Genomic DNA, 18,486 nt, shown 5'->3' with positions numbered 1-18,486 from the left:
AAACCCACCGGTCGGACGGACATTCCGCCCGACCGGTGCACGCTTTGGTGGGGTTCTCGCTCCCACGTTCCCCACAGGGCCTCCGCGCTGTCTACCCTGCTGTCCAGACCGGCCGTTTACCGAACTCTGGACGCACATGACCGTCGCGCTTCACACCGGCGCGGGTGCCGCAATCGAGGTACGCCGCGCACTCCAGGCTGATGAAGCCAGGGACGTGCCCGCCCATACGTGGGTCGGCCCGATCGTCCGGGTCCGCCCGCAGGGCGAACGGCACTACGAGGACGTCGCGTACATCGACGCGGCGCCCACCGACGGCATGGGCAGTTCCCCCTCGCGGCATCTGGTCCTGTGGGCCGACCGCGCCCGCCGACAGCGGATCGCCGCGGTGGGCACCTACTCCGCCGCATCCGACTACGCGGTCTACAGCATCACCGGACCGGCCGGGGAGCACCTGGCGACGGTGCATCGCGAGCAGGGCAGCATCCGCCGACTGCGCCGCACGTCCTGGACGATCCGCCCGGCCGAGGGGCCGACGTTGCACGCGGCCAAGGGCACCACGTTCGGCTGGATCGCGTGGTGGGCCCTGTCCCCGTTGTGGGGGCTGATGATGGCGGTGGCCGTACTGGGCGGCAAGGCGCCGAGGTTGCCGCTGCGTACCATCTGGCGTCACGACGGCAGGCGCGTCTTCGAATACCTGGGCAGCGTCGGTACCACCGACTCCTACGAGTTGCCGCCGGGCCACGTCGACTGCCGGATACTCCTGGCCCTCGCGGCCCTGCACAACAGCCACCCGGGCTGGTACGACCGCCTGTAGGCCGTGGCGGTACGGTCGCCGCCGGCCCGGTCCGGCAACCACACTCAGGCGTCGGTCGATTCGGGGGCGGGGGTCCACGCGGCGACCAGGTCCAGCAGGCCCGGGAAGCGGCGGTCCAGGTCGTCGACGCGGACGTGGCTGCGGCGTTCCAGGCCGTACTGCCGCTGCCGGATCAGGCCGGCCTCGCGCAGGGCGCGGAAGTGGTGGGTGAGCGAGGACTTGGGTTGGGCGAGGCCGAACCAGCCGCACGTGTGGTCGAACTCGGTCGAGTCCAGGAGCAGCGTGCGCACGATGCCCATCCGGAGCGGGGTGCTCAGCGCGCCCATGACCACTTCGAGGCGCAATTCCCCGACCGCGGGCTCCGGCAGCGGCTCGGGGGCGTCGTCGGGGACCGGGCGGACGACCGCGTCGTGGGCCACTGGGCATCTCTCCTCACCGGGGGCGGCCGGCGCCGGCCGCTGCTGTACGAGTTGCATCGTACTGCACTTCATGTTCGAATCCACTCGTACAGTCAGTACGACTCGATTCGTACAGCCGTGTCCTGGGGGTTCCATGTCACCGACCGACGTCCGACCTGCGCCCGTGCCCGCCGTGCCCACCTCCGCCCCGCCCGCGCCTCTTCCGCCCGCGCCCGTGTCGCCCGCCCGGATCCGGCTCGCCGCCTGGCCGGTGACCGCCGTGTTCGTGCTCTCCAACGCGGCGACCCCGCTCTATGTCGTCTGGCGGCGCGAACTCGGCTTCTCCTCCGGCACGTCGACGGTGATCTTCGCGGCCTACATCGTCGGCCTGCTCGGCGCGCTCACCGTCGCCGGCGCGCTCTCCGACCGGATCGGCCGCAAGCCGGTACTGCTGCCCGCCCTCGGTCTGGCCGCGCTCGCCTGCCTCGTCTTCGCCACCGCCGCCTCGGTGCCCGCGCTCGTCGTCGCGCGCCTGCTCACCGGCGTCGCCGTCGGTGCGACCGTGTCGGCCGGGATGGCCGCGGTCGCCGATGTCGCCGGGTCGACGCACCGGCGGCTCGGGGCGTTGGCGGCCTCGTCCGCGATGGTGCTCGGCGCCGGGCTCGGGCCGATGCTCGCGGGCGTGTTGTCCGAGACCGTGCCCGGGCCGACCACCACCGTGTTCGTGGTCGAGGCGGTGCTGCTCGCCACGGCGTTCGTGGTCGTGTACCGGCTGCCGCTCGCCCGACCGGCCGCCGCACCCACCGCCGCCCGGTGGTTCCGCGTGCCGTCCGTGCCCGCCGCGAATCGCGGCCAACTGCTCCTGGGTATCGCGGTGTTCGCCCCCGGGATCACGGCCACCTCGTTCGTGCTCTCGCTCGGCCCCGCCCTCCTGGCCGACCTCCTCGACACGTCGAGCCGGATCGTCGCGGGCTCCACGGCGTTCGTGATGTTCGCCGCCGCGACCGGCGTGCAGTTCGCGGTGCGCCGGTGGGCGGTTCGCACAGTGCTGCTCGCCGGGGCCGCCGCGATCGCCGCCGGCATGATCGTGTTGATCGCCGCCGTATACCTCGCGTCCGCGCCCCTGTTGATCACGGCCGCGATCCTCGCCGGCGCCGGTCAGGGCCTCGGCCAACTCGGCGGCCTCACCCTCCTCGGCGCGCATGTCCCGCGCGAGCGCGCCGCCGAGGCCAACGCGGCGCTGAGCGTGGGCGGTTACCTGCCCGCCGGCCTGCTCCCGGTCGCCGTCGGCTACCTGAGCGACGCGGTGGGCCTGCGTACCGCAACCACGGCGTTCGCGATCACCCTGATCGGCGCGGCCACCGTCGCGGCGGCCCTGGTGCGGACGAACCGCGCGGCAGGAGAACGCGGTTGACGCCGCGACCCGGCTCGGTCGACCGACACGTCCGTGCGGGAACACCCTCGACTGCCCCAGGATTTCCATTACTTGACCCGAATCCGGTTGGTTCCCACGCGCATCGAACGTAGGTTGGTCGGCGTCGTTCGATCACTACGGGGGCAGTGGCGCGCGGCGGCCGCGCGCGGGCCGCCCCGCATCGAACGGGCGGGCGCGCCTCGAGTCCACCTCGGCGGCATCGGTTCGCCGTCTCCCGGAACGTCGTACGCACACGACGTCCTACGGGGAGGCGATCGGGGATGGGCAAGACGAAGACCGGCCCGAAAGGCGGCGATTCGGGCGCCTCGGGTACCGGCCACGACACCACCAAGCCGAGCGGCGGGGCACCGACCGCGACCGTACCCAAGGCCCCCAAACGTCCCGGCAGCGACACCGGCGGCGCCCCCGGCGGCCCGCCGGCGACCACCACCGCCAAGACCGGCGCGCCCGCCGGACCGCCGCCCAGGGGCGGCAACGGCTTCAGCCACAAGCCGGAACACGTCGAGTCCGGCGCTCGGGGCATCGACGCCTCCGCCGCCCGGATCGAGGCCGCGCACACGAAGTTGAGCGGCGTACTCCAGGCCAAGGGTTCGTTCTGGAACAAGGACAGCCTGGGCCAGACCTTCGGCAAGGTCTTCGAGCCGCTGTCCACCGGCCATTCCCGGGCCGGCGGTGCGCTCCAGCAGGCGGTCGCCAAGACCGCCGGGAACGTGCGGGTCAGTGCCAAGAAGACGGCCGCCACCGAGGAGGCCAACCTCAAGAAGTTCGGGCAGCGCATCGACGGCGACCCGAAGAAGATCGGCGACGCCGAGCGCGACGGCAAGGGCCCGTCGGGCAACGCCGCGCAAAAGCCCGGCTCGAACCGCACCCCGGTGTACTTCGTCGACGAGAATGGCCGGGTCCATCAATTGGCGAACGGCCAACTCGTGCCCGTCACCCCCGGAGGCACGAACAGCGGCATCGACCGGGTGCTCAATCCGGACGGCACGATCAAGGTCAAGATCAAGACCGACGACGACGGCAATCCCGAGCTCACCCCCAAGGGCAAACCGAAACGGGTCCCGGTGCCGGGCGGCAAGGGGAGATACAAACGGTTCTCGAAGGAGCAGGCGGACAACGACGGCGCCGGTCCGCGCACTCCCGTGCAATCGCAGCGTCTGGAACACCCCACGGATCTGTCCCAGGCGGTGGAGGACGTGCGTCGGGCGGGCAACGACTACGGCGGGAACAACTATGCGTCGCTGTACTATCGGGACCCTTCCGGACAAGCCGCCGGCGACTTCATCCTGGTGGGCAGCAGCGGCCAGAACAGCGGTCACTCGGAACGAGCGATCGGGTTGCCGATGGTGCACAACGGCATGCAGAACGACGTGACCCGGCTGTATACCGAACGTGCGCCCTGCCAGGTCTTCCCGCAGACCGGCGGGGCCGGCTGCGACCTGTGGGTCGACATGCATCTCAACGGTCCGGGTCGCAGCTCCCCGCTGGACGTCAGCCACGTCGCGGACTTCGATTCGAGTCGGCTCGACGGGGCGGACCGCAACGGTCCGTTCAACCTGTACATGTTCGACCTGGAGCAGCAGCACCGGGCCGGCAACACGAGTCCGCTCGCCGGTGTATACACGTACCGGTATCCCTGAGCCCGACGCTGGAGTAGTGGATGATCTTCGACATCGACCGGGGCCGGCTCCTGGAGGCGTTTCCCGAGCGACGGGTCGTGCGTGCCTCGCGCGCCGCGCTCGCCGAGGTGGAGGCTCGGGCCGAGGATCTGGACTTCCTGTGCGACGTGGGCCTGCCGCAGGGGCTGTTCCGGATCGCCCCCGCGCTGGCCGGCGAGGAGGGCGCGCAGCCGTCGCGGCTGCTGGATCTCGGCGATCCGGACGAGGGTGTGGACCTGCCCGAGCTGGACGGCGTCGGCCCGGTACTCCTGCTGGGCGGAATCCAGTACTGGTACGTCTTCCTGCACCTGGAAACCGGCCGGATCCACGCGTTCCCGGAGGGCGGGGCGGACTACTGCACGATCAACGGGGATCTGTCCTCGCTGTGCACCATGTTGTGCCTGCTGGAGCGGGAGACCCCGCGCACGACACCGGGAACCCGGGGCCCGAGCAACGACGAATACGCGCACGTGGCCGACTCCGTCCGGGCCCGGATCGAGCCGCGCGACCCGCTTCCCTGGCAGGGGGAGAGCCTGTGGGTCTTCTATTTCGGCTCGTACGTCGACGGCCTGTATCCACTGAGCTGAGCGATCGAGCCGAGCGATCGGGAAGGAAACCCGCACCACCATGAACGTCGACCTCTCCGCCGCCCTCCACCAGCGCTTCGGCCGGGACGGGCTGCGCACGTACGCGTCGCCGGACCTCGACGGCCTGCCGCTGCCCGTGCAGGTCGGCGCGTACTTCATCGCCGCGGAGAACGAACACCCGCTCACGTTGGGGGCGTTCGCCGACGCGGTCGGTGAGGTGCTGCCCGATGCCGGGCTTCGGGACCGGGTTCGGCTCGGGACCGACCAGGGGGCGGAGCTGTACGTCGCCGGCGACGGGTCGGTGCGGGCCCTGTTCCTCGGCGTCGACCTGCCCGCGATGGCCGTGGCGAGCAGTGTGGAGGCGTTCGCCGACGGGTTGTTGACGCTCGATCAGATGTTGCCCCGGATCGCCGCCGTGGACGAGCCGATGGAGGGGTTCCCGCTGTACAGGGAGCTGCGCGAGGCGTTGACGGCGGCCGATCCCGCCGCGTTCGTCGAGCGCGAGGCATGGTGGCCCAGGGTCCTGGACGACGTGCGACTCCCGCTGAACATCGGCAGTTCGGCCGCCTTCGAGATCGTGGACGCCGGCGGCGAATCGAAGATCGTGACCGAGTCGTCGCGCCCGGGGCTGCCGCATCCGGAGGAACTGCTGTGGTACCGGCTGGCGGCCGCGGGAGTGGACGCCGAGGACGTTCGGCGGGTCTACTGCGAACTTGAACCCTGCCTGATGCCCGGCCACTACTGCGCGCTGTGGATGGGCCGCCTGTTCCCCGACGCCGAGTTCACCCACGGCTTCGGCTACGGGGAGACCGCGCAGTCCCGAGAGGACGGCGTACGGGCGCTGATGACGCACATCGCCGAGCAGGCGGGCAACCGCTGACGGAGCGCCACACCGACCGGGCACGGTACGAGCGGCACACAGCGGTACGAGCGGCGGGAATCGGGGGACGGAGACCGTGGTCGACCAGGGCGGGCATCGGCTGCCGCACATGACGGGTGGGCGGCACCTCGCCGCCCGCGCGCTGCTCGGGTGGCTCGACGATCCGCGCTCGCCCCGGTTGTGCCTGGTCGGCGGCTCGCCGGGGGTGGGCAAGTCGCACCTGCTGGCGTGGCTGTACGCGGCCACCGCAGGGGAGGACACGCCGCCCGCGCGGCGACTGCACGCGTTCGTCCCGGCCGGCGGATCGACCCTGCACGGGATCACCGTCGAACTGGCGCGGCATCTGGGGGTCGCGGCCCGGACGCCCCGCCACCTCGTCGCCGGGGCGGCCCTGGACCCCCGGCGCACGGTGATCACGATCGCCGATCTCGACCACGCCGGCGTGCCGGGCCGCCCAGGGGAGGGCGCCCGGATCGTCACCGAGCTGCTCGACCCGCTGCTCGACCTGCCGCACGTACGGCTGCTCGTGGAGTGCGCGGACGCCGCGACCCGGGCCGCGTTCACCCGGGTCGCGGGGCCGGCCGCGCTGGATCTGGACGAACCCAGGTGGACCCATCCGGGCCGGTTCGCCCGCTGGTACGCCGAACTGCTCGCCGCCGCACCGGGCACGGCGCCGCTCGACGCCGAGGTCGCCTACCCGCACCCCGGCCTGGCCCGGCTCGCCGCGCGGGTGGACGGGGCCTCGGCGTCGCCCGCCTCTGCGGTTTCGGCGGTCTCGGCGGTCGACCCGGGCGGCGCGGCGGAGCGGTTCACCCGGATCCACCGGGCGTGGTGGGCGGGCCTGGGCGAGGACGTGCGCTCGGCCGTGGCCGCCCTGTACGGCCTCGACCTGCCGCTGACCGCCCGGCAGTGGGCGATCGCCTGTTCGACCCTGTATCCGGGCCCGGCGCCGGGCCCCGGCGGCGCCGCGACGGATGCGCCGATCGCGGCGGCGACCCGCGCGCTGCCCCCGCTGCTCGACGGCGGCGACACCTGGGCGCTGCCGGCCGGGCCGCTCGCCGACTTCGTGGCGGGGCAGCGCCGGGAATGCCGCGATCCCGGCCGGGCGGCCCGGGTGCACACGGCACTGCGGCGGGACGCGGACGCGGGCATCGTGGACCTGGCCGGACTCTACGACGCGGGCGAGGAGCGGCTGTCGGCGATCCTGGAGCACAGTGTGCGGATCGGGGACGCGGCGGCGCTGGCGGTCGACCCGGTCGTGCAGGCGCTGGCCCGGCCGCACGTGATGGCCGGCGCGCTGGTGGCCACCGGGCAGTGGGCGGACCCGGCGCAGGCGGCGTTTCGCGGCGCGTACGGCACGCTGGTCACGGAGCCCGCGCCGGGGATGCGGGCGGCCCTGCTCGCGATGCACCGACTCGGCCGCGACGACGACGCCGCGCGCCGCCTCGCGGACCGGGCCGCGGCGCCGGGCTGGCGGGCCGAGTGGGCCCGGTGGGGCGAGGGCGACCCGCAGCGGCCCGACCGGTGGCCGGGACCGGTGCTCGCCGCCGCATCGGGCCGCGGCGCGCTGGCGGGACAGGCACTCCTCGTGGACGACACCGGCACGATCCGCACCGTGCGCGGCGCCGACGGCGGCATCGTCGGCCGGGTCGGCGCCTCCTTCGGGCCGATTCCGCTGCGCGCGCTCGCGAGCACCTACGGCGGCCGGGTCGCCACGCTGAACCGATGGGGCGGCGTGGACGTCCTGGACGCCGCCTATCACGGCCCGCGCGGCGCCCTGGAGGCCGGATTCCAGCGCCTGGTCAACACCTGCGGTGCCGAGCCGACCGTGCTGTGCGCGCACCCGCTGCCCGCGCTCGGCGACGCCGAGGGCGCCGTGTGGTGCTACGCCCCGGCGCCGACCCCGGCCTCCGCCCCGGCCGGTGACGAGCCGCCGCCGCGCGGCGTGTTCTCCGCGCCGCTGCACACCGGCCCGGTCACCGCGCTGGGCGCGGTCCGCACCGGCACCGCCGGAGCGCCGACGCTGGTGATCAGCGGCGGGCGCGACGGCCGGGTGCGGATGTGGAGCCCGGGCGCCGAGCCGGGCCCGGACGCGCTGGACGCGCGCGCCGCCCCGGTGACCGCGCTCGCCTGCGAACAGACCACCGATGGCCTGCTGATCGCGGTGGCGTGGGCGGACGGCCGGGTCCGACTGCGCCGACCGGGCGACGACACGACGGTGGACCTGAACCCGGGTCTGCCGGTGACCGGGATCGCGGTGTCGGTGGAGGGCCACATCGTGCTGGGCACGGCCGCGGGGGTGATCGGACTGCGCCTCGAACGAGCCGCCAGATGACGGTTGTTCGGCGCGGGCGTGGGACGGACCGACCTGGCCCGAAAAGCATGTACAAGGCCGGAATCGGTGCGTAGCGTCGACAGGACGCGCCCCGCCGGTTCGGGCGTGGGCGACGACGACGGGGGTCGACTGTGGGCATCACCGTACCGGGCTATCTGGACACGGCACTGGACGTCATCGGGATCGACTGGCCCAACCTCGACGAGGACGAGTTCAAGGAACTGGCGGTCGCCTACCGCGAGTTCGCGGACGAGATCGACGAGGCGCGGGCGGACGGCAAGAACGGCGCGGCGTGGATCCTCTCCGGCACCAGCGGGATGGCCGCCGAGGCGTTCGAGGCGCACTACGGCAAGCTGAACAACGAACATCTGCACGATCTGGCCGAGGGCGCCAGGATGTTGGCCAAGGCGCTGGACGCGGCGGCGGTGGTGATCGAGGTGGCCAAGGGCAGAGCCATCGCCCAACTGATCATCCTGGCCGATGCGATCGCCGCCGCCGCGGCGGCGGCCACCTTCACCTTGGGCCTGTCCGCGATCGCCGGCCTGGCCGAGGTCGGCATCGTGCGCACGGCGGTCAAACGCATCTTCAAGGAACTCGAGGAAGAGCTGATGGCCCGGGTGATCGAGATCGCCACCGCACCCGCCGTGGCCGCCCTCGAAGGCACCGCCAACGAACTGCTGTCCCAACTGGTGGAGAACGAACTCGGCGCGCGCAACGGCTACGACCTGGACGCCGCGATCGACGCCGGCAAGCAGAGCGGCCGGGACGCCATGCCGACCGCGTCCGGCATCGTCACCACGCTGAACCCGGTGGCCTGAGCCGGGCGGCCCGAACCGGCTCGCGTCGGCGGCCCGCACGGGCGACCCGAACCGGTCGCCCCGACCCGCCGAGGCGCGTCCGAACGCCCGTTCGCGCGTCTTGACTTCGTGCCGCTCCGTCGGGATCCTGCCGGCGGGGCGGCATCGTCACACCGCGCCCTGCCGCAACCACCGAGAGGAACCGCGGATGAGTCGCGACCAGGGCGGGGCGTACGCGTCGGCGTACCGGCGAAGCCTCGACGACCCGGACGGATTCTGGCTGGCGGCGGCCGAGGCGATCGACTGGATCACCCCGCCCACCCGGGCCCTGGACGACTTTGCCGCGCCGCTGTACCGCTGGTTCCCCGACGGTGTGCTGAACACCTGCTTCAACGCCCTGGACCGGCACGTGGCGGCCGGCCGCGGCGACCAGGCGGCCATCGTGTACGACTCGCCCGTCACCGATACCCGGCGCCGGTTGAGCTACGCCGAACTCCTCGACCTGACCGCGAGGTTCGCCGGCGTGTTGCGCGGCCTCGGGGTCGGCAGGGGCGATCGGGTCGTGCTCTACCTGCCGATGGTGCCCGAGGCGGTGGTGGCGATGCTCGCCTGCGCCCGGCTCGGCGCGGTGCACTCCGTGGTGTTCGGCGGCTTCGCCGCCCACGAGTTGGCGGTGCGGATCGACGACGCCCGGCCCACCGTGGTGGTGGCCGCGTCCTGCGGCATCGAGCCGACCCGCACCATCGCCTACAAACCGCTCGTGGACGCCGCCCTGGCCGAGGCCACACACCGTCCGGACCACGTGGTGATCCTGCAGCGCCCGCAGCTCACCGCCGAGTTGACGGACACCGACCTCGACTGGGACACCGCGATGGCGAGCGCCGAGCCGGTCGCGTGTGTGCCGGTGGCGGCCACCGACCCGCTCTACATCCTCTACACCTCCGGCACCACCGGCCCGCCCAAGGGCATCGTCCGGGACAACGGCGGGCACGCGGTGGCGCTGCGCTGGTCGATGGAGAACATCTACGGCGTGCGGCCGGGCGAGGTGAGCTGGACCGCCTCCGACGTGGGCTGGGTGGTCGGCCACTCGTACATCGTCTACGCGCCGCTGCTCACCGGCTGCACCTCCGTGCTGTACGAGGGCAAACCGGTCGGTACCCCCGACGCGGGCGCGTTCTGGCGGGTGGCCGCCGAGCACCGGACCACCATGCTGTTCACCGCGCCGACGGCGTTCCGCGCGATCCGCAAGGCGGATCCGGAGGGGAAACTGCTCGCCGGACACGATCTGTCCGCCCTGCGCGCCCTGTTCCTGGCCGGCGAACGCCTCGACCCGGAAACCTACCGCTGGGCCGGCGACCTGCTCGGCGTGCCCGTGGTGGACAACTGGTGGCAGACCGAGACCGGATGGCCGATCGTGGCCGACCCGATCGGCCTGGAGCCGCAGCCGACCCGGCCCGGCTCGCCGACCCTGCCGGTGCCCGGCTACGACGTGCGGATCCTGGACCCGGACGGCGTCGAGGTGCCGCCCGGCACGGACGGGTCCGTGGTGCTCAAACTGCCCATGCCGCCGGGCACGTTGACCGGCCTGTGGGGCGACGACGCGCGTTATGTCGCCTCCTACCTGACCGCCTTCCCCGGCCACTACCTGACCGGCGACGGGGGGCGCAAGGACGCCGACGGCTACGTCTACGTGATGGGCCGCACCGACGACGTGATCAACGTGGCCGGACACCGCCTGTCCACCGGCTCGATGGAGGAGGTCCTGGCGGCCCATCCGGACGTGGCGGAGTGCGCGGTGATCGGGGTGGCCGACGAACTCAAGGGCCAGGTGCCGCGCGGCCTGGTCGTGCTCAAGGCCGGCGTGGACCGGGAACCGGCCGCGGTGGCCGAGGAGTTGGTCCGCCGGGTCCGGGACACGATCGGCGCGGTGGCCGCGCTGCGCCGGGTGGACGTGGTGCCCGCGCTGCCCAAGACCCGGTCCGGCAAGATCCTGCGCCGCACGATGCGCGACATCGCCGACGGCAAACGACCCGAACCGCCGTCCACGATCGAGGATCCCGCCGTGCTCGACGCCCTGCGGCCGACGCTCGTCGACGAGTAGCAGCGGCGGATCGCGGCGCGATCAGTTCGCGTAGGACGCGCGCGGCGGCGACTGCGGGCCCAGCGGCCCGGCCAGCCAGGTGTCGTACAACCGCTGCCACGACCCGTCGCGCTTCATCCGCTCCAGCAGCCCGTTGGCGAAGCGCACGAAGTCCTCGTGCGCCAACGGGAAGGCCATGCCGTGCGGTTCGTCGCTGAACGCCGGCCCGACCACGACGGTGTCCGAGTCCTGCGCACGAAGTCCGTGCAGCAGCGCGGAGGTCGTCGAGACCGCGTCCACCTCGCCCTGCTGCAACGCGACCAGGCAGTCCGTCCAGTTCTCCACCGCGTAGGGCACCACGCCCGCCGGATCGTCGCGCAGGAACACGATCGAGGTGGTCGCCCGCACCGTACACACCCGCCTGCCGCGCAGATCGGCGAGCGTACGCACATCGGAGTCGCTGCGGACCAGCACCCGCTGGCCGTCGGTGTAGTAGTCGCTGCTGAACGCCACCTCGTGCTTGCGCTCGCACGTGATCGTCATCGTGTCGATCACCACGTCGACCACCCCGGACCGGAGCACCTCGGGCCGCTGGGCCTGGGTGATCACCTTGTACCGGATGTGCGCGGGGTCGTCGGGGCCGCCGAAGATCGCCTGCGCGAGGGTCTTGGCCATCTCGATGTCGAAGCCCTGGATCCGGCCGCTGCGCCGATCCAACTCGGCGAAGTAGCGGGTGTTCTGGTCCACCCCGACGATCAGGTAGCCGCGCCGCAGGATGGTCTCCATCGTCGACCCGGCCGGCATGCGACCGCCGGCGGGCAGCGGGTCGGGCGGGGTCAGGCTCCGGCGCGGGTCGCACGGCGCGGCGGTGGAGGGTTTCGGGTAGTCGTCCGGGCCGGCCGGATGTGCTCCCGAGACGACCGGGTCGGCGGCGGTACGGACCTCCGCCGGCGGCGCGCCCGGCGAGCCGGTACAGGCGGCCAGCGTGGCGGCCAGGGCAACGGCTGCCGCCGCGGTCGCCGTGCGGCGGGCTCCCCAGTGCATGCCACTCCCCGTGGGCCGGTGTTCGCGAGTGCCGGTGCGGTCCGATTATCGATCGGATCCGCCGGAAATCGGGACCGGTTGCCCAAATAATGGGGGGTTCCCTCGGTGTGATCGATCAACTTTGGAGCGCGTGTGACCAGCTATGGCATCACCGGGCACATCAACCTCGCGGCGGGAACGGCGCCGTTGGTCGACCGTGCGCTCCGGGACCTGCTCGCCGGTGTCGCGCCGGACGAACTGGTCGGCTACAGCTGCCTGGCGGCCGGCGCGGATGCGATCTTCGCCCGGGCCGTGCTCGACCTGGGCGGCCGGCTGGTGGTGTTGCTGCCGTCGGCCGACTACGGCGAGTCCAGGGTCGGCGCGGCCTATCGCCCGACCTTCGACCACCTGCTGGCGGAGGCCGACGAGGTTCGGGTGATGCCGTACCCCCACGCCTCGCGGGACGCCTACGCGGCGGCCAACGAGAACCTGATCGCGGCGGCCGACGTGCTCTGCGCCGTCTGGGACGGCCGGCCCGACGACAACCGGGGCAGCACCGCCGAAGCGGTGACCCGGGCCCGCGCGGCCGGCAAGCAGGTCCACGTGGTGTGGCCCACGGGCGCGGCCCGCGCCTGAACGGGCGCGGGCGGTGAGGGAGTTGCCCACGATGGCCGTCCGGATGTTCGAGCATGGCGGGTGGGGCGGTACACCTGATCCATGAAGACTTCCGGGTCGGCTCCCGTCTCCGCCGGCATCCACGAACTCGCCTTCCTGGCCGGTGGCCCCGGTCGGGTGGTGGACACCACGATCGTCGGCCTGCGGGTCCGCGGACTGCTGCTCGTGGCCCGGGAGGGCCGGTTGACCGCGACGGCGCGCGTGGGGGAGGGGCCGATCGAGGACACGATCCTGGACCTGGTGCCGGCCGAGAGCGGAGCCGATCTCACCGAGGTACGGCTGGCCGCGGCCGGAGCTCCGGCGATCCTCGCGATGCGGGACGAGCTGGTGGCGGCCGGACTGCTGCGGCGGGCGTCTCGACCGTTCGGCCGGCGGGCGGCGACGGTGACGCCGGCCGGTGTGCGGTGCCTGGGGGCGGCGCGCAGGGAGTGGGGCCGGGCCGACTGGGCGGCGGAGGGCCCGCCCGACGTGGTCGGGGGAGCGGCGCTGTTCGGGCGGCGCGGGCTGCACGACGCCGAAACGGGCGCCGCCTTCCGTTTGTCCGACACGCGGATCCGGCGGCTGCGGGAGGGGAAGCGCCGCAAGCGCCCGGCGGACGAGGGTGGGCGGGAGATGTACGACCCGAGCAGCGGCTACAGCTCCACGTTCCGGAACTACAACATCGGCAGCTTCCCGGACACGTCGGGCAGTTGCGCCGGCTCGTACTGAGCCCGCAACCGGGTCCGCCGGTAGTCGGGTGGACGACCGGCGGACCGCGGGTGGCGCGTGATGGGACCTAGTCGTGTCTTCAATCTCCCGCCGGGCTCCACGACGGGAGATTGAAGTCACGCCCTAGCGGGGTGAGTTCGCCTCGGTGGGGTGGTGGTGGGGGGTGGTGGCGAGCGGGGGTACGCCCTGGGGGGTGCGCTTGCGGGCGTCGATGACGGCGAGGACCAGCGTGCCCAGGCCGGCGAGGCCGGCCAGTACCGAGATGCCGGGGAGCACCATGCCCAGGATCGTGTTCTGGGCGTCGCGCCATGCGGAGTCGGTGAGCCGGAACAGCCCTATTCCGACGGCGGTCACCCCGAGCAGCGCGATCACCGCGTGCCAGAGCAGCGGATTGGCCGGACGCTGCTCGGGAGTGGGGCGCTGCTCGGTCAGGCCGAGCGGGAAGGGCAGACCGGAGCCCGGTTGCGAGGCCGACGTCGCGGCGGCTGCGGGAGTCGCGGTCGGGAGCGGCGGTGCGGCGACCGGTGGCGCGGGGGCGGGCAGCACCGTGGTCGCGCCGACCGGGCTCGCGGCCGGATGCTCCACCTTGACCGTCTCGGCGCCGGCCCCCGCCGGTGCGGGGCCGTCGGGCTTGCGCGGGACCTTGACCGTCTCGGCGTTGTTGCCGCGCCGGACGACCGGCACCTTGACCGGCTCGCCGCCGTCGTAGCTCCCCTTCGGCTTGTCCGACTCGGGCGCGGGCGGCGCGGGATCGGCGGCCGGCGCGTCGTCCTCGTCCTTGCCGATGCGGACGGCGGGCACCGCCACGGGGGTGGTCGCGTCGTCGTCCGCGGCCTTCGCTCCGGCCTTGCCCTTCGGCTTGTCGTCGCGGGCGGCGGGTACGGGCGTGGTCGCGTCGTCCTCGGCGTCGTCCGCGTCCGAACTCGCCTCGGTGGCGGCCTTGGTGGGTTTGGACTTGCCGCTTCGCGCCGCCGGAGTGGCGACGGGCGTGGCGTCGCCTTCGGCGTCGTCCGCGTCCGAACTCGCCTCGGTGGGATTGGCCTTGCCGTCCCGGACCGCCGGTGTGGCAACGGGGGGCGCGTCGTCCTCGGCGTCGTCCGTATCCGAACTCGCGTCGGTGGCGGCCTTGGTGGGTTTGGCCTTGCCGCTTCGCGCCGCCGGGGTGGCAACCGGGGTTGCGTCGGCCTCGGGGGCCTCCGTGTCGGAAGCCACGTCGGTGGCGGGCTTGGCCTTGCCGACCTTGTTGCCTCGTGCCGCCGGGGTGGTGACGGGCGTTGCGTCGTCCTCGGGAGCGTCCGCGGCGGAACTCGCGGCTGCCGTGGGCCTGCCGGGCTTGCCGCTGCGGATTGCCGGGGCGGTTACGGGAGTTGCGTCGTCCGCGTCGTCATCGTTGTCGGCCGCCGAGTTGCCCGGCTTCGTCTTCGTGGCCTTGGCCGCCGGTCGAGCGGGCTTCGCCTCGGTGTCGTCGGCCGCCGCATCGGGCCGATCCGCCTCGTCGTCCGTCTTCCGAGCCGCCCCCGCGCCGGTGCGCGGCTTGGTCTTTTCGGTCGCCTTGGCCCCCGTGGCCGGCGGCGCCGCAGGTGCCGCGAGCGCGGCCGATGCCGCGACCTCGGCCGTCTCCGGCTCCTCCGCCGGGTCCGAGCCGTCCGAGTCGTCCGCGTCCAAGCCCTCCGCGTCGCCCGGTTCCACCGTGTCCGCCTCGTCGGCGTCCGGTATCTCCACCCGCTTGGCCGAGGCCGCTGCCGCCTCCGCCGCGTGGGTCGCGAGCAGGGCCGCCGTCGCCTTCGGCAGCCAGTCCGTCGCCGGATCGGCCGCCGCGAAACGTGCCACCAGGTCGGCCGCGGTGGGTCGCGCGGTGGGCCGCTTCTTCAGGCAGTCGGTGACGATCTCGCGCAGCCAGTCCGGGAGTTCGGTCAGGTCCGGCGTCTCCCGGACCACCCGCTGGGCGAGTTCGGCGGCCGACCCCGTACCGAACGGCGCCACGCCCGCCGCATGGCAGAGCACACCGCCGAGGGCGAACACGTCGATCGCCGGACCGATGGACCCGCCGGTGACCTGCTCCGGCGCCGGCAACCCCGGTGTCTCCACCACGCCGGTCCGGTTCAGCCCGGCCGCACCCAGCGCCCGGGCCAGCGCGTAGTCCGCCACCCGGGGCCCGTCGGCGGCCAGCAGGACGTTCGCCGGCTTCAGGTCACGGTGCGTCAGACCCGCCTCGTGCACGGCCGCCAGGCCCTCGGCCAACCCGGCACCCAGCGCCCGCAACGTCCGCTCCGGAAACGCCCCGTGCGCCTCGACGGCCGCTTCCAGGGACGGGCCCGCGACATGCTCGACCACCAGCCACGGGGGCGTGGCGTCGGCGTCGGCGTCCAGAACGTGGGCGACATGCGTGCCGCCGACCTCGCGCGCGGCCGCCATGTCCGTACGGAACCGTTCGAGGAACTTCTTGTCGGCCGCCAGGTCCGACCGCACCAGTTTGACCGCGACCTGCTCACCACCGGGCGCTCGACCGAGGAACACGGTCCCCAGGCCGGCCCGACCGAGTCGGGCCGACAGTCGGTACCGCCCGACAACCCCGGGATCGCCCGGCTTCAGCGGATCCATGACTGCCGCCCCCTCCACGTACGTACGTTCTGTGCCAAGGCGGGGAGTGGCCCCAGGGCATGCCGACGGCCCTGTCGGTCTCGCCTCCCCGCGGACTTCGCCGCAGCCTACCCCTCGGGTCGGGGTGTCACCGAGGACCCGGACCGCCCCGTCGATCTCCTGTTACCGACTCCGGACGGGTGCCGGAACAACGGCACATGTCCGGATTCCGACGTTCTGCCGGACCGTGTGGGCACACTGGCTTCGCGGCAACCACACCCCGATATGACGAGGGAGTCGGACCGATGGCGATCGTTCTGGGGCCGAATCGATATGGCAAGGCGGAGGTGCGCCTGGCCCGGGTGACCCGGACCACCGCGACCGATCACGAACTGTGCGATCTCGACGTCTCGGTGTCCCTGTCCGGCGACCTCGCCGACACCCATCTGCGCGGCGACAACGCCCGGGTGGTGCCCACGGACACGATGCGCGCCGTGGTGTACGCCTTCGCCCGGGACCGACCGCTGCCCCCGATCGAGGAGTTCGGCCTGCGCCTGGCCGGACACTTCGTCGACGCGCATGCCTCGATCGACACCGCCCGGGTGCGCCTGCTCGAATACCCCTGGGTCCGGATCGCCGGCACGCACGGTCCGCACCCGCACGCGTGGACCCGGGCGGCGGGGGCGCGCTGCGCCGGGGTCGTGCACGGGCCGGAGGGCGTCGAGGTCTGCTCCGGCCTGGCGGACGTGGCCGTGCTCAAGTCCACCGGATCCGAGTTCCACGGCTTCCCGACGGACCGTTACACGACACTCGCGCCGACCCGGGATCGCATCCTGGCCACCACCGTGCGGGCGCGTTGGCGCCATCGCCGCGACGGCGACGCACCGGCCGACTGGGACGCCTCGTTCCGCGCCGCCCGGGACACCCTGCTGCGCACCTTCGCCGAGACGCACAGCCTCTCGCTCCAGCACACCCTGTACACGATGGGCGAGGCGGTCCTGGCGGAGCAGGAACACCTGGCCGAGGTACGCCTGACCCTGCCCAACCGCCACCACGTCGAGGTCGACCTGAGCCCGTTCGGCCAAACCAACCCGGGGGAGGTGTACCAGGTCACGGACCGGCCGTACGGCCTGATCGAGGGCACGGTCCTGCGCGACGACGCCGCCCCGGCCCTGGCCGACCTGCCCTGGGAGTAGCAACCACGGGCCGCGACAGCGAGTGGCCCGGCCGGCCCCGCCACGCCTTGCCCGCCGCTCGGCGACCTGGTAGGCGAGGTCGAGGTAGGTCGTGGGCTCGTCGAGCAGCAGCACCTCGGTGTCCTGGGCGAGCGCCATCGCGATCCACACGCGCTGCCGCCGGCCGCCGGAGAGTTCGTCGATGGAACGATCGGCGAGGGCGGCGGCGCCGGTGACCTGGAGGGCACGGTCGACCACGGCTTCGTCGGCCGAGGACCACTGCCGCCGCCAGCGCTGGTGGGGCGTCCGGCCGCGGGCCACGAGGCCGCGCACGGCGATCCCGTCGGGCGCGCTCGGCGTCCGCGGCAACAGGGCGCAGGGCGAGTTCGCGCCCGGGCAGGTCGGCGATGTCGCCCCCGTCCAGGTGCACGACGCCGGCGGCCGGTTTGAGCAGGCGGGCCCAGGGCGCGCAGCGCGGTGGACTTGCCGCACGCGTTGGGGCCGACGAGCGCGGTGACCTTGCCGGCGGGAATGTGCGGGTCGAGGTCGTCGGCGACGACGCGGTCGCCGTAGCCCAGCCGCAGGCCGCGGCCGGGAGCGGGGGAGGCGTCGACCGTCGCCTTCCCCGCTTTCGGCATGCGTCGGAGCGAGCCCGCCCTCAGTCGCGGAAGGCCAGCATCGGGATCAGCGCGTTGTCCACCAGGGACTCGATCTCGGCGCCGGTCATCGGCACGCCCGAGACGGTGAAGCGCTGGCACAGGAACGTGGGTCCGGCCAGCACACATTCCTGGGCCAGGGCACCCTGGCGGGCCTCGCCGCGGGCGATGGCGTCGGCGATCACGTCGGTCAGCAGCGCCGTCCACGGGCCGACCACCCGCTGCTCCCACATCTCGGCGAACTCGTGGTGTCGGCTCAGTTCGCCGCACAACATCCGCGTGCCCAGGCCCAGTGGGCCGAGCATGCCGCGCGCGATGGCCTCCAGGTAGACGATCAGGTCGCCGCGCAATGTGCCCGGGAAGGACAGGGATTCCGGGTCGGGCAGCGTGGCGGAGAGCGCGTCGGCGACCATGCCCACCTTGTCCGGCCAGCGCCGGTACAGCGCCGACTTGCCGGTGCCGGCCCTCGCCGCGACGCCCTCGAAGGTGACCCCGGCGTAGCCGCGTTCGCCCAGCTCGGCGACCACGGCCTCGGTGATCGCCCGCTCCAGCGTGACGCCGCGCTTGCGGGGGCGCTGTCGGTAGTCGGTGACCAGCAGGGCTGTCTCGACGTGACCGGCGCGTACTCCTGTGCTCACTGTCACCTCCGACTGCCATGCTACAGAAAACGTTTGCGTTCTCTAAG

Annotated in this window: 15 protein-coding genes and 1 pseudogene; 11 read left to right on the top strand and 5 right to left on the bottom strand. The window is 73.3% G+C overall.

What is annotated here, in order from left to right; genetic code table 11:
- Window positions 1-136: 136 nt before the first annotated feature.
- The gene (locus ACMXN5_RS07210; RefSeq protein WP_395785675.1) at window positions 137-814 is read left to right on the top strand and encodes a hypothetical protein; all 678 of its coding nucleotides are present in this window, start codon (window positions 137-139) and stop codon (window positions 812-814) included.
- Between the two features lie 44 nt (window positions 815-858).
- Here ACMXN5_RS07210 and ACMXN5_RS07205 read toward each other — a convergent pair whose 3' ends face one another.
- Window positions 859-1,305: an ArsR family transcriptional regulator gene (locus ACMXN5_RS07205; protein ID WP_439674551.1), complete on the bottom strand. Its 447-nt coding sequence runs from the start codon at window positions 1,303-1,305 to the stop codon at window positions 859-861.
- Between the two features lie 61 nt (window positions 1,306-1,366).
- Here ACMXN5_RS07205 and ACMXN5_RS07200 point away from each other — a divergent pair, with 61 nt between their 5' ends.
- The 7 genes from ACMXN5_RS07200 to ACMXN5_RS07170 all read left to right on the top strand — a co-directional run bounded on the left by ACMXN5_RS07200 (window position 1,367) and on the right by ACMXN5_RS07170 (window position 11,005).
- A complete protein-coding gene (locus ACMXN5_RS07200; RefSeq protein ID WP_439674550.1) occupies window positions 1,367-2,626 on the top strand; it encodes an MFS transporter in 1,260 nt (419 codons plus the stop codon).
- 281 nt (window positions 2,627-2,907) lie between these two features.
- Window positions 2,908-4,287 carry a hypothetical protein gene (locus ACMXN5_RS07195; RefSeq protein ID WP_439674549.1) on the top strand — a complete coding sequence of 460 codons (1,380 nt, stop codon included), beginning with the start codon at window positions 2,908-2,910 and terminating at the stop codon, window positions 4,285-4,287.
- Window positions 4,288-4,307: 20 nt separating this feature from the next.
- The gene (locus ACMXN5_RS07190) at window positions 4,308-4,892 is read left to right on the top strand and encodes an SUKH-4 family immunity protein (RefSeq protein WP_439674548.1); all 585 of its coding nucleotides are present in this window, start codon (window positions 4,308-4,310) and stop codon (window positions 4,890-4,892) included.
- A gap of 40 nt (window positions 4,893-4,932) precedes the next feature.
- Complete coding sequence (locus ACMXN5_RS07185) at window positions 4,933-5,772, top strand: nucleic acid/nucleotide deaminase domain-containing protein (protein ID WP_439674547.1); 840 nt, start codon at window positions 4,933-4,935, stop codon at window positions 5,770-5,772.
- 76 nt (window positions 5,773-5,848) lie between these two features.
- Window positions 5,849-8,107 carry a hypothetical protein gene (locus ACMXN5_RS07180; RefSeq protein ID WP_439674546.1) on the top strand — a complete coding sequence of 753 codons (2,259 nt, stop codon included), beginning with the start codon at window positions 5,849-5,851 and terminating at the stop codon, window positions 8,105-8,107.
- 131 nt (window positions 8,108-8,238) lie between these two features.
- Entirely contained in the window at window positions 8,239-8,925 is a 687-nt protein-coding gene (locus ACMXN5_RS07175; protein ID WP_439674545.1) for a hypothetical protein, read from the top strand.
- Window positions 8,926-9,112: 187 nt separating this feature from the next.
- A complete protein-coding gene (locus ACMXN5_RS07170) occupies window positions 9,113-11,005 on the top strand; it encodes a propionyl-CoA synthetase (protein WP_439674544.1) in 1,893 nt (630 codons plus the stop codon).
- A gap of 21 nt (window positions 11,006-11,026) precedes the next feature.
- Here ACMXN5_RS07170 and ACMXN5_RS07165 read toward each other — a convergent pair whose 3' ends face one another.
- Window positions 11,027-12,028, bottom strand: a complete 1,002-nt coding sequence (locus ACMXN5_RS07165; RefSeq protein ID WP_439674543.1) for a glutamate ABC transporter substrate-binding protein — start codon at window positions 12,026-12,028, stop codon at window positions 11,027-11,029.
- A 132-nt stretch (window positions 12,029-12,160) separates the two neighbouring features.
- Here ACMXN5_RS07165 and ACMXN5_RS07160 point away from each other — a divergent pair, with 132 nt between their 5' ends.
- Window positions 12,161-12,643, top strand: a complete 483-nt coding sequence (locus tag ACMXN5_RS07160) for a hypothetical protein (protein ID WP_439674542.1) — start codon at window positions 12,161-12,163, stop codon at window positions 12,641-12,643.
- Window positions 12,644-12,724: 81 nt separating this feature from the next.
- Window positions 12,725-13,390 carry a TIGR04222 domain-containing membrane protein gene (locus ACMXN5_RS07155; protein WP_439674541.1) on the top strand — a complete coding sequence of 222 codons (666 nt, stop codon included), beginning with the start codon at window positions 12,725-12,727 and terminating at the stop codon, window positions 13,388-13,390.
- A 123-nt stretch (window positions 13,391-13,513) separates the two neighbouring features.
- Here ACMXN5_RS07155 and ACMXN5_RS07150 read toward each other — a convergent pair whose 3' ends face one another.
- The gene (locus ACMXN5_RS07150) at window positions 13,514-15,991 is read right to left on the bottom strand and encodes a protein kinase domain-containing protein (RefSeq protein ID WP_439674540.1); all 2,478 of its coding nucleotides are present in this window, start codon (window positions 15,989-15,991) and stop codon (window positions 13,514-13,516) included.
- Between the two features lie 284 nt (window positions 15,992-16,275).
- On the opposite strand from ACMXN5_RS07150, the gene pucL reads away from it, so the two are divergent.
- Complete coding sequence (gene pucL / locus ACMXN5_RS07145) at window positions 16,276-17,166, top strand: factor-independent urate hydroxylase (RefSeq protein ID WP_439674539.1); 891 nt, start codon at window positions 16,276-16,278, stop codon at window positions 17,164-17,166.
- A gap of 63 nt (window positions 17,167-17,229) precedes the next feature.
- Here pucL and ACMXN5_RS07140 read toward each other — a convergent pair.
- Together ACMXN5_RS07140 and ACMXN5_RS07135 are read right to left on the bottom strand one after the other, a co-directional pair.
- Window positions 17,230-17,783: pseudogene (locus ACMXN5_RS07140) on the bottom strand (ABC transporter ATP-binding protein); the annotation flags it as partial.
- 20 nt (window positions 17,784-17,803) lie between these two features.
- Window positions 17,804-18,439 carry a TetR/AcrR family transcriptional regulator gene (locus ACMXN5_RS07135; RefSeq protein WP_439674538.1) on the bottom strand — a complete coding sequence of 212 codons (636 nt, stop codon included), beginning with the start codon at window positions 18,437-18,439 and terminating at the stop codon, window positions 17,804-17,806.
- Window positions 18,440-18,486 lie beyond the last annotated feature (47 nt).

Source organism: Embleya australiensis (assembly GCF_051903075.1).
Lineage (GTDB): Bacteria > Actinomycetota > Actinomycetes > Streptomycetales > Streptomycetaceae > Embleya.
The sequence above is the reverse complement of the archived record's forward strand: the minus strand, read 5'-3'. Positions and strand labels throughout refer to the sequence as shown.